This window comes from uncultured Pseudomonas sp. (assembly GCF_913774235.1).
In the GTDB taxonomy this organism is placed as follows: Bacteria; Pseudomonadota; Gammaproteobacteria; order Pseudomonadales; family Pseudomonadaceae; genus Chryseomonas.
In genome coordinates this window covers 830,955-847,188 of record NZ_CAJYDW010000012.1, presented here as the reverse complement: position 1 = coordinate 847,188, position 16,234 = coordinate 830,955, and the positions used below count along the sequence as shown (strand labels likewise).

Here is a 16,234-nt window from a genome sequence, read left to right as displayed (position 1 = left end):
GCTTCAGCTCAGATCGGCCAGACCCCGTTGCAGCGGGGGCTGCAGGCTGAAGTCGCTGAAGGCCACCTCCATGCCGCCACGTTCTGGCGTGCCGCATACCGGACCCACGCGATACTCGGCTGCCGCCGGCAAGCTCGCCAGGCGCAGCAGCGGCCAGCGCTGACCGTCCAGGGAGGCCTGTACCCGCAGGGTGCCCTGGGTCAGGGTGATGCGCAGCCAGAGGTCTTCGCGCTCGCCCAGCGGCATGCCCAAGGCGAGATCCGAGCGGCCCAGGGTCAGGACGCTGAGCAGTTGCGGGGTCTCGTCGAAGTAGCCGATGCCGGCGCGCAACCAGTGCTGTCCGTCGAGGAGGACCATGAGGCCGGCGTAGTCGCCCTGGTTCTTGCAGCGCGCCACTACGCGCACCTGGGCGGTGAAGCCGCTGGTGACCCGCGCGCCGAAGAAATGCCCGCTGTGGCGCTCGGCGCCGTCGTGGGTATGGCGCCAGAAATCACTGTGCCGATCGGTGATGACCCTCAGCCGGTCGGCTTCGGCCAGCCAGGTCTCCGGCTCGTTGGTCCAGTGGCAGATGTCGAACATGGGGCTCTCCTGGCATCCTCGCGCTTGGAGTACGGCGAGCACCGCAAGTTCTAGTGCGGTGCTTCAGAAGTTCGCGCAAGAATTGGCGAGTGATTTTTTGACCTGGGCCAGGCGCCGCGACGAGTCATAGCAGGGCTATGGCGAGGAGTGGCAACGCCGCACAGGCCGAAAAAGCGCCGCCAAAATTGTGCAGTTAACTTCTGAAGCACCACACTAGTACCCGGCTTTGAGAATGGCCGCCGCGATCTGACCCAGGCCGATTTCCTGCTCCACCGCACCGAGCTTCATGGCTTCCTTGGGCATGCCGTAGACCACGCAGCTGTCCTCGTCCTGACCGAGGGTACGGCCGCCGGCCTCGCGGAGTTCCTTGAGTCCCCGGGCGCCGTCGTCGCCCATTCCGGTCATGATGATGCCCAGGGCATTGCTGCCGGCAGCCCTGGCCACCGAGCGGAACAGCACGTCCACCGAAGGCCGGTGCCGGCTCACCGGCGGGCCGTCGATGACGTCCACCAGATACTGGGCACCGCTGCGCTTGAGCAGCATGTGGCGACCGCCCGGGGCGATGAGCACCCGGCCGGGCAGGACGCGATCACCGTGGCGGGCTTCGCGCACCTCCAATTCGCAGAGACGATCCAGGCGCTCGGCGAAGGCGGCGGTGAAGCGCTCGGGCATGTGCTGAACCACCACGATACCCGGGCAGACCCGCGGCAAGGTGGTGAGCACGGCTTCCAGCGCCTGGGTACCGCCAGTAGAGGTGCCCAGGGCGACGATGCGCTCGGTGGTACGGGCCATGGCGGCGCTGCCGCCCGCCGGCAGAATGGCGTCGGCGCTGAGCTTGGGCGGCGGTGCCACGGGCGCGGCGCGGGGTGCGAGTCGCTTGAGGTTGGCCCGCGCGGCGGCCTTCACCGCGCTGACCAGATCATCCGAGGCATCCTTGAGGAACTGCTTGAGGTTGGCCTGGGGCTTGGTCACGATGCTCACCGCGCCCGCAGCCATGGCCTGCAGGGTGGTAGCGGCGCCCTTTTCGGTGAGGGTGGAGCAGATCACCACCGGCGTGGGGCGCTCGGCCATGATCTTCTTGAGGAAGGTGATGCCGTCCATGCGCGGCATCTCCACGTCCAGCACCAGGACGTCGGGCCACTGCTTGCGCATCTTGTCCTGGGCGAACACCGGATCGGCGGCGACGCCTATGACCTCGATGGCAGGGTCCTCGGCGAGACTCTGGGCGAGTACCTGACGCACCACCGCGGAATCGTCGACGATGAGGACCTTGATCTTGTTCATGAGGTAGTTCTCGTGAGCGGCGGAGTGTAGGTCACCTCCACCTGTTGTATGAGTACGCGGCCATCGACGAGGCTGAGGGACAGTTTGCGATGACCGTCGCCCCTGACGTGCGTCCGGATGGAGCGCAAACCGACGCGGGCGAGCTGGGCCAGCGCAGTGTCGACATTGAGGTCGCCGATGTTTTTGACCCGCCCGCGCAGGATCTGCGGAAACATGTTGCCACCGCCGTACAGGTGCACCTGATACCCCGGCAGATCACCACCATGGCGGGCGATGGCGGCCAGCATCAAGTCCAGGGACTCGTCGACGTAATGGCCGTCGGGGGCCACGCCCGGTGCGGGTCGGTGACGGGAGGGTAGCAGCGCATGGGTCATGCCACCCAGGCGACGATCCGGGTGCCAGAACACGAAGGACACGCAGGAGCCCAGGATGGTACGCACCAGCCTGTCGCCCTGGCCGAAATACCACTCGCCAGGACGGAGAAAGAGCTCCGGCGGGCTGGACATCGCCTCAGACCGGTCGCTGGTAGATGGAGGGACTGACCATTTTCAGGGCATCGGTTACGCCATTCAGACTTTCCGAGTGGCTGATGAAGAAGTATCCCCCGGGTCTCAGGGTGCGCACCAGCCGTTCCACCACCTGGCGCTTGGTGGGGATGTCGAAATAGATCATGACGTTGCGCAGGAAGATGATGTCGAAGGTGCCCAGTTCGGGCAGTGAGTTGTTCAGGTTGATCTGCCGGAAGGAGATCCGGGAGGCGAGCCGCGGGTCCACCAGGAAGGTACCTTCGTTTTCACCGACGCCCTTGAAGCAGTGGCGCCGGAGCAACGCGGGTGGAATGCCTTCCGCTTCCGTCAGCGGATACTGCCCCTTGCGCGCCGTGGCCAGCACCCGGGTGCTGAGGTCGGACGCGAGGATTTCCCAGGGTCGCTCACCCAGCCCTTCGGCCAGGGTCATGGCCAGGGTATAGGGTTCCTCGCCCGAGGAGCAGGCACCGCTCCAGAGCCGCAGCGGTTGCCGACGATCCCAGGTCGGCAGCACCTTCTCGCGCAGGAAATCGAAGTGCTTGGGTTCGCGGAAGAAGTAGGTTTCGTTGGTGGTCAGCAGATCCACGGCCATCTGGCATTCCGCCTGGTCGCGCTGGATCAGCTGGAAGTAGGCGTCGTAGCTCGGCGTGCCTCGCTGGCGCACCCGCTTGGCCAGGCGACCGCTCACCAGCGGGCGCTTGGCATCGGACATGCTGATGCCGGCGACCTTGAAGATGAAGCTGCGGAATTGCCGGAATTCGCTGTCACTGAGCGCGGGAAGATCCATCTTGGCCTCGTTCAGGCAGCGGACATGTCGGCGAGCTGGGCGAGGTCGTCCTCACCCAGGACACGGTCCATGTCGAGCAGGATGATGAAGCCTGCACCCTGCTTGGCCATGCCCAGGATGAAGTCGGTACGGATCGAAGCGCCGAAGCGGGGCGCCGGCTCGATGGCCTCGCTGGCCAACTCCAGCACCTCGCAGACGGCGTCGACCACGATGCCGAAGACCTGGGCGCGCTCACCGACCTGGATTTCCAGGACCACGATGCAGCTGCGGCGGGAAGTCTCGGTCAGTTGCTGGTGGAAGCGCATGCCGAGGTCCACCACCGGCACGGCGGCGCCACGCAGGTTGATGACACCGCGCAACGCTGGCGGCAGCATGGGCACCGCCGTGACGGCGCCGTATTCGATGATCTCCCGGACGCAACCGGTAGGTACGCCATAGAGATCACCCGCCAGCTGGAAGGTCAGGAATTGCCGGGACAGCGCCGCGCCGTTCATCAGGCATGCTCCTCGAAGCGGACGAAGCCGTCCGGTGCGGTCGCACCGCGCGCCGCCCGGCGTGGGCGCGACGAGGTAGGCTCGACCGCCGCCAGCGCGGCTTTCTTGAGGGTCTGGCGGGGTACCGCCGAACTGGTCGCAGCCGTGTCGCTCAGGGTGAAGTATTCCATTAGTTGCTGCAGCTGTTCGGCTTGGCCGCTCATCTCCTCGGAGGTGGCCGCCAGCTCTTCGGAAGCCGAGGCGTTCTGCTGGGTGATCTGGCTCAGCTGCATCATGGCGCTGTTGATCTGCTCCACCCCGGCGGTCTGTTCTTCGGAGGCCGCGGTGATTTCCTGGACCAGGTCGGAGGTCTTGTTGATGGAGGGGACCATCTCATCCAGCAGGGACCCGGCGCGCTCGGCCAGGGCCACGCTGCTCTTGGCCACGGTGCCAATTTCCTGGGCTGCGATCTGGCTGCGCTCGGCCAGTTTGCGCACCTCGGCGGCCACCACCGCGAAGCCCTTGCCGTGCTCCCCGGCACGGGCCGCTTCGATGGCCGCGTTGAGCGCCAGCAGGTTGGTCTGGTAGGCGATGTCGTCGACGATGCCGATCTTGTCGGCGATGGTCTTCATGGCCACCAGGGTATCCCGCACCGACTGACCACCCTCGACCGCCTCGCGGGCAGCCTTGCCGGCCATGCCGTCGGTGACCTTGGCGTTCTCGGTATTCTGGGCGATGGACGCCGACATCTGCTCGATGCTGGCGCTGGTCTCTTCGACCGACGCCGCCTGCTCGGTGCTGGCCTGGCTCATGCTCTGAGCAGTGGCGGAGACTTCCTCGGAGGCACTGGCCAGGCCATCGGCCGAGCTGCGCACGTCGCTGATGATCTGCGCCAGGGTGATGGTCATGGTGCGAACCGAGGCCAGCATGCTGGTGGTGTCACCCTCGCGGGTCTTCACCTCGACGGTCAGATCGCCTTTGGCGACGCGTTGCACCACCTCGGCGGCATAGGCCGGCTCGCCACCCAATTGGCGGATCAGGCTGCGGGTGATCAGGTAGCCGAGCAGGATGGACAGGAGCACGGCAACGACGCCGATTACCATCATCAGGTTGCGGGCGTCCACGTAGGCAGCGGCGGCTTCTTCGCCGGAGGCGGTCATGCGTTGGGCTTGGTGCTCGTTGAGCGCGCTGGCCGCCGAGACCAGTTCGGTATTGTTCGGCGCGAACACGTTGAGCAGAAAATCCCGCGCCTGACCACGATCAACATCCAGCAGACGGAAGAATTCGGTGTACTTGTCTTGCAGGCGCTGACGACTCTCGATGACAGCATTGAGCTTGCGCTTGCCCTCGTCGCTCTGTACGCGCCGACCCAGCTCGGCCAAGGTCTCCGCATTTTCGGCGCGCACCCGCTTGATGTCTTCCAGGGTCTTGGTCCTGGCCTGGATATCGGCGCTGTCCTGCAACAGCAGGTTGCGCATCATGCGGCCGGAATCCAGGGTGTTGCGGGTAAGGGTGTTGGCCAGCACGGTCAGCGGGAAGTTGCGCTGCGACATGGTGTCGGCCGCTTCCTTCATTTTTTCCATGTTCAGCATTGCAACGCCCATGACCAGCAACAGCATGAAGATGGCGACCCCGAAACCGACCGCCAGTTTGGTAGAGACGCGAAGATTGTTGAGCATAGGATAAGCGCCTCCAGCGCCGAGTCCGATTGAATAGAGCGGCGGCGCCACGGCGGGCGCCAGATTTAATTTCCGGTGTTGGGTCCTGGGGCCAAGCCCTGGGCCACATTCGCCAACTCCGTGACATCCAGCACCCGCTGGACATCGAGCAGGATTAGGAAGCCCTCGCCCAGCTTGACCATGCCGGCGATGAAGTGGGGTTCCAGACGGCTGCCGAAAGCCGGCGCCGGACGTATCTGCGCCGGTTCGATCTCCAGCACCTCGCTCACCGCATCCACCACCACACCCAGCACCTGGGTGTCTTCGGCATCGGCCACCTCGAGGATGACGATGCAGGTCCGCGGACCGACCCGGGTCGGCGTCCCGCCGAAGCGGGCCTCCAGGTCGATGACGGGCACCACGGCGCCACGCAGGTTGATCACGCCACGGATGCACGGCGGCATCAGCGGCACCTGGGTCAGTTGGCCGAATTCGAGGATCTCGCGCACGACCAGGGTATCCACGGCATAGGTCTCGCCAGCCACCACGAAGGTCAGGTGCTGGTGGCCCAGGGTGTCCTGGGCGATGTCTTCAAGGGTCAGGGCATTCATGTTCCATCACTCCGGGAAGCGGACATAACCAGCCGGCAGACCACCAGCGGCCTTGGGCGCTCGCACGACTGGTTGCGCCGCTCGCGCGGGGCGTACCTGGTCGATGGCACGGTTCAGGTCCTGGGCGGCACGAGTGCCGTCGCCGGTGTGGAAGAAGCCCATCAGGCGTTGCAGTTGCTCGGCCTGGCCGCTCATTTCTTCGGCGGTGGCCGCCAACTCCTCGGAGGCCGAGGCGTTCTGCTGGGTGATCTGGCTCAGTTGCATCATGGCGCTGTTGATCTGCTCTACTCCGCTACTTTGTTCTTCGGACGCGGAGGCGATTTCTTGCACCAGATCGGAGGTTTTGCTGATGGACGGCACCATTTCGTCGAGCAATGACCCGGCGCGTTCGGCCAGGGCCACGCTGCTCTTGGCTACGGTGCCGATTTCCTGGGCGGCCACCTGGCTGCGTTCGGCCAGCTTGCGCACCTCGGCGGCCACCACGGCGAAGCCCTTGCCGTGCTCGCCGGCACGGGCCGCTTCGATGGCCGCATTGAGCGCCAGCAGGTTGGTCTGGTAGGCGATGTCGTCGACGATGCCGATCTTGTCGGCGATGGTCTTCATCGCCACCAGGGTCTCGCCCACCGCCTGGCCACCCTCGCCCGCCTCACGCGCGGCCTTGCCGGCCATGCCGTCGGTGACCTTGGCGTTCTCGGTGTTCTGGGCGATGGAGGCCGACATCTGCTCGACGCTGGCGCTGGTCTCCTCGACCGATGCCGCCTGCTCGGTGCTGGCCTGACTCATGCTCTGGGCAGTGGCGGAGATCTCTTCCGAGGCGCTGGCCAGGGCATCGGCCGACAGACGCACGTCCCCGATGATCTGGTTCAGCTTGTCGACGGTACCGTTGATGGAGTTCTTCAACTCCAGCAGTTGCCCTTGGTAATTACCCTGCACGCTCTGACTCAGGTCGCCCTGGGCCAGGCCGCTCATCACGGCCATGGCCTCGTTGACCGGGGCGACGATGGCGTCCAGGGTGCCGTTGATGCCGGCGACGATGCGGCGGAAGTCGCCCTGGTGGGCACTGGCATCGGCGCGGCTGTCCAGCCGCCCGGCCATGGCGGCCTGGCTCAGCTGGTTGGCGTCCTCGACCAGGCGCTGGATGTTGCTGCGCACCTGTTCGAGGTTGTCGTTGATCACCGCCTTCTGGCCAGGGAAGCGCTCCAGCGGCGCTGACAGATCGCCCTCACCGAAGCTCTTCACGCAGGCCATGGCCTTGCGCGAGTCGTCCAGGTGGCCGGCAACCATGGCATTCACGCCTTCGGCCATGCTGCGGAAGGTGCCTTGGAAGCGCTCTACGGGAATGCGGACAGCGGTCTCGCCACGGTCGTGGGCGCTCGCCATGGTGGTCATTTCCGCCACCAGGCCGCGCAAGGTGTCGACCATGTTCTGCATGGCCGCCATCAGGCTGGTCTTGTCACCGGCGCGCAGCTTGAGGTCATCCGGCAGATCGCCTGCGGACACCCGAGCGGCTACCGTAGCCACTGTGGCCGGCTCGCCGCCCAGTTGGCGCAGCAGGTTGCGGGTGATGAAGAAGCCCAGCAGGCCCACCGCCACCAGCGTGGCCAGGGCGATGACCAGCGCCAGCAACGTGGCCTGGCCCTTGGTCTTGACCGCGACAGCCACACCCTGCTGTGCCAGACCCTGGTTGTAGTCGACGTGCTGGTCGATGGCACCGTTGACCGCATTCAGGACACTCGCCTGGCTGCGCATCAACGCCTGGGCTTCGTCGTTGCGATTCTGCCGCGACAGGGCGATCACCTTGTCGCCCAGGGCGAACAACCCCGCGACCGCAGTGCGATCGGCGGCCAGCAGCGCTCGGTCGCGATCATCCGAGAGGAGGCCTTCGTACTTGCTCAGGCTCTGCTCCAGGCGTTGCTTGGCAGCGGCGATGTCCTGCTCGACAGCGGTCATGGACTGTTCATCGGAAGACAGCACATGGCGGTAGATGGACGCGACATAGTCGGAGCGACTGTCATTGACGTCACCCAAGGCCCGCAGGCTGGGCACGGTGTTGTCGTTACCGTAGTTGGCGGCGTCGAACACCTTCTCGATCTGGTATTGCCCCACCCCGGCCAGTAGCAGGATGCCCATGAGGGCGAAGAGCACCAGCAACAGCATTTTCTTGATGACGGTCATGTCAGCCTTCTCCAAGCAGCCGCCCGCAACGGTCGGCCAAAGTTGAAACGTTAGGAATCGAAGGTGGTATAGCCTTCGGGAATGTTCGCCGAAGTGCCGGTGCGGAGTGTCTGGCCCGGCATCCGGGCGCTCTTGGGCGAGGCAGCGCTGAGCGCGCGCTCCAGGTCCTGCGTCGCTCGGGTTCCTCCGCTATGGAAGAAGCTCATCAGCCGTTGCAGTTGCTCGGCCTGGCCGCTCATCTCCTCGGAGGTGGCCGCCAGTTCTTCGGAGGCCGAGGCGTTCTGCTGGGTGATCTGGCTCAGTTGCAGCATGGCGCTGTTGATCTGGCTCGCGCCACCGCTCTGCTCTTCGCTGGCTGCCGCGATTTCCTGCACCAGCTCGGAGGTCTTGCCGATAGAGGGTACGATCTGGTCCAGCAGGGTGCCGGCACGTTCGGCCAGGGCCACACTGTTCTTGGCCACGTCGCCGATTTCTTGGGCGGCCACCTGGCTGCGCTCGGCCAGCTTGCGCACCTCGGCGGCCACCACGGCGAAGCCCTTGCCATGCTCGCCGGCGCGGGCCGCTTCGATGGCCGCGTTCAGCGCCAGCAGGTTGGTCTGGTAGGCGATGTCGTCGACGATGCCGATCTTGTCGGCGATGGTCTTCATCGCCACGGTGGTATTGCGTACCGCCTCGCCGCCTTCGCCGGCCTCGCGCGCGGCCTTGCCGGCCATGCCGTCGGTGACCTTGGCGTTCTCGGTGTTCTGGGCGATGGAGGCCGACATCTGCTCGATGCTGGCGCTGGTCTCCTCGACCGATGCCGCCTGCTCGGTGCTGGCCTGACTCATGCTCTGGGCGGTGGCGGAGATCTCTTCCGCGGCGCTGGCCAGGGCATCGGCCGACAGGCGTACGTCACCGATGATCTGGTTCAGCTTGCCGACGGTGCCATTGATGGAGTTCTTCAATTCCAGCAACTGGCCCTGGTAGTTGCCTTCCACGGTGCGACTCAGATCGCCCTGGGCCAGACCGCTCATCACGGCCATGGCTTCGTTGAGCGGCGCGACGATGGCGTCCAGGGTGCCGTTGATGCCGGCGACGATGCGGCGGAAATCACCCTGGTGGGCAGCGGCGTCGGCACGGGTGTCCAGCCGACCGGCCATGGCGGCCTGGCTCAGTTGCTGGGCATCGTCGATCAGGCGCTGGATGTTGCCGCGCACCTGCTCGATGTTGTCGTTGATGAAGGCCTTCTTGCCGGGGAAGCGCTCCAGCGGCGCCGACAGATCACCCTCGCCGAAGGCCTTGATGCAGGCCATGGCCTTCTTCTTGACCGCGATGTGACCCGCCACCATGGCATTGATGCCATTGGCGATCTCGCGATAGGAACCCTGGAAGCGTTCGGCATCGATGCAGACGTCGATATCGCCCGCGTCGTGCTCGTGGGACATGTGCTGCATCTCGCTCATCAGCGCCTGGATGTTGCTGCGCAGCTGCTCGATGTTGTCGTTGATGAAGGCCTTCTTGCCGGGGAAGGGTTCCAGCGGCGCCGACAGATCGCCCTCGCCGAAGGCCTTGATGCAGGCCATGGCCTTCTTCTTGACCGCGATGTGACCCGCCACCATGGCATTGATGCCGTTGGCGATCTGGCGATAGGAACCCTGGAAGCGCTCGGCATCGATGCAGACGTCGATGTCGCCCGCATCGTGCTCGTGGGACATGTGCTGCATCTCGCTCATCAGCGCCTGAATGTTGCTGCGCAGCTGCTCGAGGGCGTCGGTCATGTAGGCTTTCTGACCGGGGAGGCGATCCAGCGTGACGGACAGGTCGCCCTCGCCGAAACTCTTCACGCAGGCCATGGCCTTGCGCGAGTCCTCCAGGTGACCGGTCACCATGGCATTCACGTCGTTCGCCAGCCCCAGGAAGGTACCCTGAAGCCGCTCGGTGGACAGGCGGACATCGATGTCGCCCCGCTCGTGGGCGCTGGCCATGCGGGCCATCTCCCCTTCCAGCCCACGCAACCGCCCAATCACGTTGTGCATGGCCGCCAGCAGACTGGTCTGGTCATCGGCGCGTACGGCGAAGTCATCGGGCAACTCGCCCTCGGCGACACGTCTCGCTAGCGCGGTGACCATGGCGGGTTCGCCGCCGAATTGGCGCAGCAGATTGCGGGTGGCGAAACCCAGCAGCACCAGGGCCGCCAGGGTAGCCAGGCCGAGGAACAGCAGGAGCATCGTCGTCTGGCTCTTGGCCTGCAGCGCGACCTGCTGGCCCTGCTGAGCGAGGCTGCGGACGTAGCGGCCATGCTCTTGCAGGGCCTTGCCGAGCGCACTCGACAGGTCCGCCTGACTCCGCAGCAGGGTCTGGGCCTCGGCGGCACGGTTCTGCGTCAGCAGGCTCAGGACCTGTTCGCTCAGCGTGATCAAGGCACTGGCGCTGGCGCGGTCGGCAGCCAAGGACGTCCGTTCGCGGTCATCCGCGACCAGATTGTCATAGTGGGCGAGCCCTTGCTCGATACGCTGCCTGGCGCTGACGACCTGCTGTCCAGCCACTGCCACCTCTGTCGCCTCGTTCGCCAGCGCACCGCGGTACAGGGCCGCTACCAGTTCGGCACGGCTGTTGTCGATCTCTTCGAGTGCCTCGAGGCGCGTGCTGGCACTGTCGCTACCGGAGGTGAGCCCGGTGACGAGCTGTTCGCTCCGATAGTGCGCTACCCCGACCAGCAACAGAACGCCCAAGGCGGCTGCACCCAGCAGGGCTTGTAGTTTTTGTCTTGTAGTCATGGAGGCACTCTCGGAAAGGCCGTACAGGACGGCCGTATAGGGTCAGAGGGGTAGTCAGGACTCGAAGGGGGCGAAGCCTTCCGGCACGTTCCCACTGGTACCGGTTCGCTTGACCGGCAGGCTGGCCCGTGCCGCCCTTGGCCTGGTCGTCGCCAAGGCGCGATCCAGATCCTGCACCGCGCGTGCCTCGCCGGTGTGGAAGAAGCTCATCAGGCGTTGCAGTTGCTCGGCCTGGCCGCTCATTTCCTCCGAGGTAGCCGCCAGCTCTTCCGAGGCGGAGGCGTTCTGCTGGGTGATCTGGCTCAGTTGCAGCATGGCGCCGTTGATCTGGCTCGCCCCACCGCTCTGCTCTTCGCTAGCCGCAGCGATTTCCTGCACCAGTTCGGAGGTCTTGCTGATGGACGGCACGATCTGGTCCAGCAGGGTGCCGGCGCGCTCGGCCAGGGCCACGCTGCTCTTGGCCACGGTGCCGATTTCCTGGGCCGCCACCTGGCTGCGTTCGGCCAACTTGCGCACCTCGGCGGCCACCACCGCGAAGCCCTTGCCATGCTCGCCGGCGCGGGCCGCTTCGATGGCCGCGTTGAGCGCCAGCAGGTTGGTCTGGTAGGCGATGTCGTCGACGATGCCGATCTTGTCGGCGATGGTCTTCATGGCCACCAGGGTCTCGCCCACCGCTTGACCACCCTCGCCCGCCTCGCGCGCCGCCTTGCCGGCCATACCGTCGGTGACCTTGGCGTTCTCGGTGTTCTGGGCGATGGAGGCCGACATCTGCTCGACGCTGGCGCTGGTCTCCTCGACCGACGCCGCCTGCTCGGTGCTGGCCTGGCTCATGCTCTGGGCGGTGGCGGAAATTTCTTCCGAGGCGCTGGCCAGGGCATCCGCCGACAGGCGCACGTCACCGATGATCTGGTTCAGCTTGCCGACGGTGCCGTTGATGGAGTTCTTCAGTTCCAGCAATTGGCCCTGGTAGTCGCCGTTCACGGTACGGCTCAGGTCGCCCTGGGCCAGGCCGCTCATCACGGCCATGGCCTCGTTGACCGGGGCGACGATGGCGTCCAGGGTGCCGTTGATGCCGGCGACGATGCGGCGGAAGTCGCCTTGGTGGGCACTGGCATCGGCGCGGCTGTCCAGTCGCCCGGCCATGGCGGCCTGGCTCAGTTGGTTGGCGTCCTCGACCAGGCGCTGGATGTTGCTGCGAACCTGTTCGAGGTTGTCGTTGATCACCGCCTTCTGGCCAGGGAAGCGCTCCAAAGGAACCGACAGATCGCCCTCGCCGAAGCTCTTCACGCAGGCCATGGCCTTGCGCGAGTCCTCCAGGTGACCGGCGACCATGGCATTGACCCCTTCGGCCATGCTGCGGAAGGTGCCTTGGAAGCGCTCCACGGGGATACGGGCATCGGTCTCGCCGCGGTCGTGTGCCTGGGAGACCTGGTTCATCTCGGCCACCAGGGTCTGGATGTTGCCGCGTACCTGCTCCAGGTTGTCGTTGATCACCGCCTTCTTGCCGGGGAAGCGTTCCAGTGGCGCCGACAGATCGCCCTCGCCGAAGCTCTTCACACAGGCCATGGCCTTGCGCGAGTCCTCCAGGTGACCGGCGACCATGGCGTTGACGCCTTCGGCCATGCTGCGGAAGGTACCCTGGAAGTTCTCGGTCGCGATGCGGGCGTCGGTCTCGCCACGATCATGCTCAGCCGACATCCGCGACATGTCCGCCACCAGTCCGCGCAGGGTCGTCACCATGAGCTGCATGGCAGCCATCAGGCTCTTGTCGTCGCCCTGGCGCAGACGCAGGTCGTCGGGCAGGTCGCCCGCTGCGACCCGTGTGGCGACAGCTGCCACGGCACTCGGCTCGCCGCCCAGCTGCCGCAGCAGGTTGCGGGTGATGAAGAAACCGAGCAGACCGATGCCCAGCAGGGTCGCCAGGGCGATGCCGATGGACAGCAGGGTCGCCTGATGACGGGTCTGGCTGGCGACTTCCGCTTGGGTGGCGCCGAGTTTCTGGTTGTAGGCCCGGTGGGCGTCGAGCATGTCGCCGACATGGACGATGACGTTGCGATTGTCTTCCAGGAGCTGCTTGACCTCTTCATCCCGGCTGGCACGAGACAGCGGAAGCACCTTGGTCGCGAGCTGATTCAGCGCAGCGACAGCCTGGACATCGTCTTGGAGCATGCGCCGATCGGTGTCATCGGAAATCAAGGACTCATAGTTCTTCAGCGCCTCAGCCGTGAGTCGCTGATCCTCGGCCAGTTCTTTCTCGACGGCAGCGGTCGCCACCTCGCCCGTGGCGGCCAGATGCCGGTAGAGGTCGGTGATGATGTCCGCCGAGTGGGCGTCCATGGCGTCGATGGCCAGGATCGACGGTACGGTGTTCTCGTTGCCGTAGTTGGCGCGGTCATAGACCGTCGCCAACTGAACGTAGGCGAACCCGGCCAGCAGCACGATCCCGAGCAGGGCCGACACCACCAGCAACGCCATCCTCTTACTTACAGTCATGTCGAACGTCCTATCAGGAAAGGGTGGCTGCCGCGGCAGCCCGCGCGGCGCCCTGGGATACCTGGCCGATCAGGCCGGGTACGCTGAGGATCAGGGCCACGGCGCCGCTGCCGAGGATGGTGAAGCCACCCAGGCTGCGGTTATGGCCGAACAGCGGCCCCAGGGGTTTGATGACGGTCTGGAATTCGCCGAGCAACTGGTCCACCACCAGGCCGGCACGGCGGCCGGCGTAGTTCACGACCACCACGTTCTGGCGCCGCGGCGGAGTCTCCTCGATGGCGAACAGCTGGCGCAGGCGCAGCACCGGGAGGACCTCGCCGCGCAGGTCCAGGTAGTCGTTGCCACGGCCCTGGGCACCGGTGGCGTCGGTGAGTTCGATGCACTCCTCCACCGCATCCAGGGGCACCACGTAGGTGGCACTGCCGACACCGATGAGGAAGCCGTCGATGATCGCCAGGGTCAGCGGCAGCCGGATGGTCACCCGGGTCCCGCGCCCCTCTTCGCTGGTGAGATCGACGCTGCCGCGCAGGGCGGTGATGTTGCGCTTGACCACGTCCATGCCGACGCCGCGGCCGGACAGGTTGCTGATCTGCTCGGCGGTGGAGAAGCCGGGCTCGAAGATGAGGTTGAAGACGTCGCGATCCGGCAGCACCTGGCCTTCGGCGATGAGGCCCCGCTCGGTGGCCTTGCGCAGGATGCGCTCGCGGGACAGGCCGCCGCCGTCGTCGGTGACCTCGATGACGATGCTGCTGGACTCGTGGTAGGCGTGCAGCCCCACGGTCCCCTGGGCCGGTTTACCCCGCGCCAGACGCAGCTCGGCGGACTCGATGCCGTGGTCCATGGCGTTGCGGATCAGGTGGGTCAGCGGATCGCCGATCTTCTCCACCACGGTCTTGTCCAGCTCGGTGTCACCGCCGCTGATGCTCAGGGTGATGTCCTTGCCGAGTTCCTTGGAGACGTCGCGCACCACGCGCTGGAAGCGGTTGAAGGTGGTCCCTATCTGGACCATGCGCAGGGTCAGGGCGGTGTCGCGCACCTCCTCGACCAGTCGCGACAGCACCCCGGTGGATTCCACCAGCTCGGCCAGGCCGCTCTGCTGGGCGATGAGCTGGGTTCCGGCACCGGCGATGATGAGCTCGCCGATGAGGTCGATGAGCTGGTCGAGCTTGGTCGCGTCGATGCGGATCAGTTGATTGTCGCCCGCAGGTGCGCTGCGCTGTTCCTTGACCTTGCGCTGCTTGTTCAGCGCCGCGTCTATCACCGGCGGATTGACCAGGTGGGCTTCGAGCAAGGCCTCGCCGATGGGCTGCCGCGGCAGGTCCGGATTGGACTGACGACGTAGCACGTCGTCCAGTTCATGGGGCGTCAGGGTGCCGCAGCGCACCAGGATCTCGCCCAGGCGCAGATCTTCCTCGGGCAGGTCTTCGATCAGCTTGCAGTAATCGCTGCTGCGGCTGTGGGGCGGCAGGATGCGAATGTCGCTGTCTTCACGAACGAACTCGAAGGCCCCTTCGATGGTTTCCTTGTCGGCGTCGCTCTCGAAGGCCACTTCGAAGCCCAGGTAGCAGGTCTCGGGGTCCATTTCGGCGGCGGCGGGGATGGCGTCGACGAGGGTGACGATATTGACGATGCGGCCGAAGCTGTTGAGGTAGCGCACGAAGGCCAGGGGGTCCATGCCGTTGCGCAGCATGTCCGGCCCGAAACGCAGCGACAGGTGCCAATGGCTCGCTGCCACGCCGTCAGGCGTGAGAATGGGTGCCCGCGCCGCGCTAGCCGGGGCGCTGGCTTTGGCGCCCGTCGGGGTGAGGTAGTGTTCCAGCCGCTGTACCAGCGCGGCACCGGCCGCCTGGAAGTCGGCCTCGGGCTCGCTGCCGGAGGACACCCGGGCGATCAGCCCGTTGAGGTGATCGCAGACTTCCAGGAACAGCGCGGACAGCGTCTCGTCGAACGCCAGCTCGCCGCTGCGGATGCGGTCGAGCACGCTTTCGGCGACATGGGTGAAGGCGACGACATGATCCAGGCCGAACAGCCCCGCCGAGCCCTTGATGGTGTGGGCCGCACGGAAAATGGCATTGATCAGCTCCATGTCCTCCGGCGCCTGCTCGATCTGCAGCAGCGCCGTCTCCATCTGCACCAGCAGTTCCTCGCTCTCGGCGATGAAGGTCTTGAGAATCTCGTCCATGTTCATGCGGCCACCTCCTCGGTCGGGGTGGGCATGAAGAACTGGGTCAGACCGGCCAGCTCCAGCAATTCGGTGATCGCCGGGCTGGGGTCGATCAGCTCCAGAGCGCCGCCCAGATTGCGCGCTTCCCGCTGCGCCAGCAGGAGCAGCTGCAAGCCGGCCGAGTCGAACTCGTCGACCTCGGCCAGTTCCAGGGCCAGGGTGACACCGGCGGCCAGGGGCTCCATCAGCAGCGGCTTGCTGTCCGCTGCGGTGTAGATGGTCAGGGGCCCGGAGAGGGGTAAGCGAGTACGAACGACGTCGTTCATGGGCAACCTCCGCGGGCTATCAGGGCATGATCAATTTGGAAACCGCCGCCAACATCTGCGCCGGCTGGAAGGGCTTGACCATCCAGGCCTTGGCGCCGGCGGCCTGGCCGGCGGCCTTCTTGGTGGCGTCCGATTCGGTGGTCAGCATGATCACCGGGGTGAACTTGTAGGCCGGCAGCTTCTTGGCCGCGGTGACGAAGGTGATGCCGTCCATGTTGGGCATGTTCACGTCACTGATGATCAGGTGGATCTTGCGGCCATCCAGCTTGGTGAGGGCGTCGCGGCCGTCACAGCCTTCGATGACGTCATAACCGGCACCCTTGAGGGTCATGGCGACCACCTGGCGGATGGAAATGGAGTCGTCGACGATCAGAATGGTCTTGTTGCTCATAGCGGGAGCT

The 16,234-nt window shown here is 65.7% G+C and carries 13 protein-coding genes; all 13 read right to left on the bottom strand.

All coding sequences use genetic code 11. The features are described 5' to 3' along the window. Positions 1-3 precede the first annotated feature (3 nt). Positions 4-579: a DUF1349 domain-containing protein gene (locus QZ471_RS13475; protein ID WP_295464486.1), complete on the bottom strand. Its 576-nt coding sequence runs from the start codon at positions 577-579 to the stop codon at positions 4-6. Positions 580-792: 213 nt separating this feature from the next. Next, the gene (locus QZ471_RS13470) at positions 793-1,863 is read right to left on the bottom strand and encodes a chemotaxis response regulator protein-glutamate methylesterase (RefSeq protein WP_295464484.1); all 1,071 of its coding nucleotides are present in this window, start codon (positions 1,861-1,863) and stop codon (positions 793-795) included. After that, positions 1,860-2,303 carry a chemotaxis protein CheD gene (locus QZ471_RS13465; protein ID WP_295464482.1) on the bottom strand — a complete coding sequence of 148 codons (444 nt, stop codon included), beginning with the start codon at positions 2,301-2,303 and terminating at the stop codon, positions 1,860-1,862. Before QZ471_RS13465 ends, QZ471_RS13470 begins: the two co-directional genes overlap by 4 nt. 70 nt (positions 2,304-2,373) lie before the next feature. Next, the gene (locus tag QZ471_RS13460) at positions 2,374-3,177 is read right to left on the bottom strand and encodes a protein-glutamate O-methyltransferase CheR (RefSeq protein ID WP_295464479.1); all 804 of its coding nucleotides are present in this window, start codon (positions 3,175-3,177) and stop codon (positions 2,374-2,376) included. Between the two features lie 11 nt (positions 3,178-3,188). Then, the gene (locus tag QZ471_RS13455; protein ID WP_295464477.1) at positions 3,189-3,671 is read right to left on the bottom strand and encodes a chemotaxis protein CheW; all 483 of its coding nucleotides are present in this window, start codon (positions 3,669-3,671) and stop codon (positions 3,189-3,191) included. After that, complete coding sequence (locus tag QZ471_RS13450; RefSeq protein ID WP_295464475.1) at positions 3,671-5,329, bottom strand: methyl-accepting chemotaxis protein; 1,659 nt, start codon at positions 5,327-5,329, stop codon at positions 3,671-3,673. The genes QZ471_RS13455 and QZ471_RS13450 overlap by 1 nt, the downstream gene beginning before the upstream one ends. Positions 5,330-5,394: 65 nt before the next feature. Further along, on the bottom strand, positions 5,395-5,919 hold the full coding sequence (locus tag QZ471_RS13445) for a chemotaxis protein CheW (protein WP_295464473.1): 525 nt from the start codon (positions 5,917-5,919) through the stop codon (positions 5,395-5,397). A 6-nt stretch (positions 5,920-5,925) separates the two neighbouring features. Next, positions 5,926-8,094 carry a methyl-accepting chemotaxis protein gene (locus tag QZ471_RS13440; protein WP_295464472.1) on the bottom strand — a complete coding sequence of 723 codons (2,169 nt, stop codon included), beginning with the start codon at positions 8,092-8,094 and terminating at the stop codon, positions 5,926-5,928. Positions 8,095-8,144: 50 nt separating this feature from the next. Beyond that, entirely contained in the window at positions 8,145-10,850 is a 2,706-nt protein-coding gene (locus tag QZ471_RS13435; protein ID WP_295464470.1) for a methyl-accepting chemotaxis protein, read from the bottom strand. A gap of 54 nt (positions 10,851-10,904) precedes the next feature. Beyond that, positions 10,905-13,343: a methyl-accepting chemotaxis protein gene (locus tag QZ471_RS13430; RefSeq protein ID WP_295464469.1), complete on the bottom strand. Its 2,439-nt coding sequence runs from the start codon at positions 13,341-13,343 to the stop codon at positions 10,905-10,907. A 13-nt stretch (positions 13,344-13,356) separates the two neighbouring features. Continuing rightward, entirely contained in the window at positions 13,357-15,531 is a 2,175-nt protein-coding gene (locus QZ471_RS13425; protein ID WP_295464467.1) for a chemotaxis protein CheA, read from the bottom strand. Continuing rightward, positions 15,528-15,833, bottom strand: coding sequence for an STAS domain-containing protein (locus QZ471_RS13420; RefSeq protein WP_295464465.1), 306 nt, complete (start codon positions 15,831-15,833; stop codon positions 15,528-15,530). Before QZ471_RS13420 ends, QZ471_RS13425 begins: the two co-directional genes overlap by 4 nt. Positions 15,834-15,852: 19 nt before the next feature. Then, entirely contained in the window at positions 15,853-16,224 is a 372-nt protein-coding gene (locus tag QZ471_RS13415; protein ID WP_059227685.1) for a response regulator, read from the bottom strand. Between the last annotated feature and the right edge of the window lie 10 nt (positions 16,225-16,234).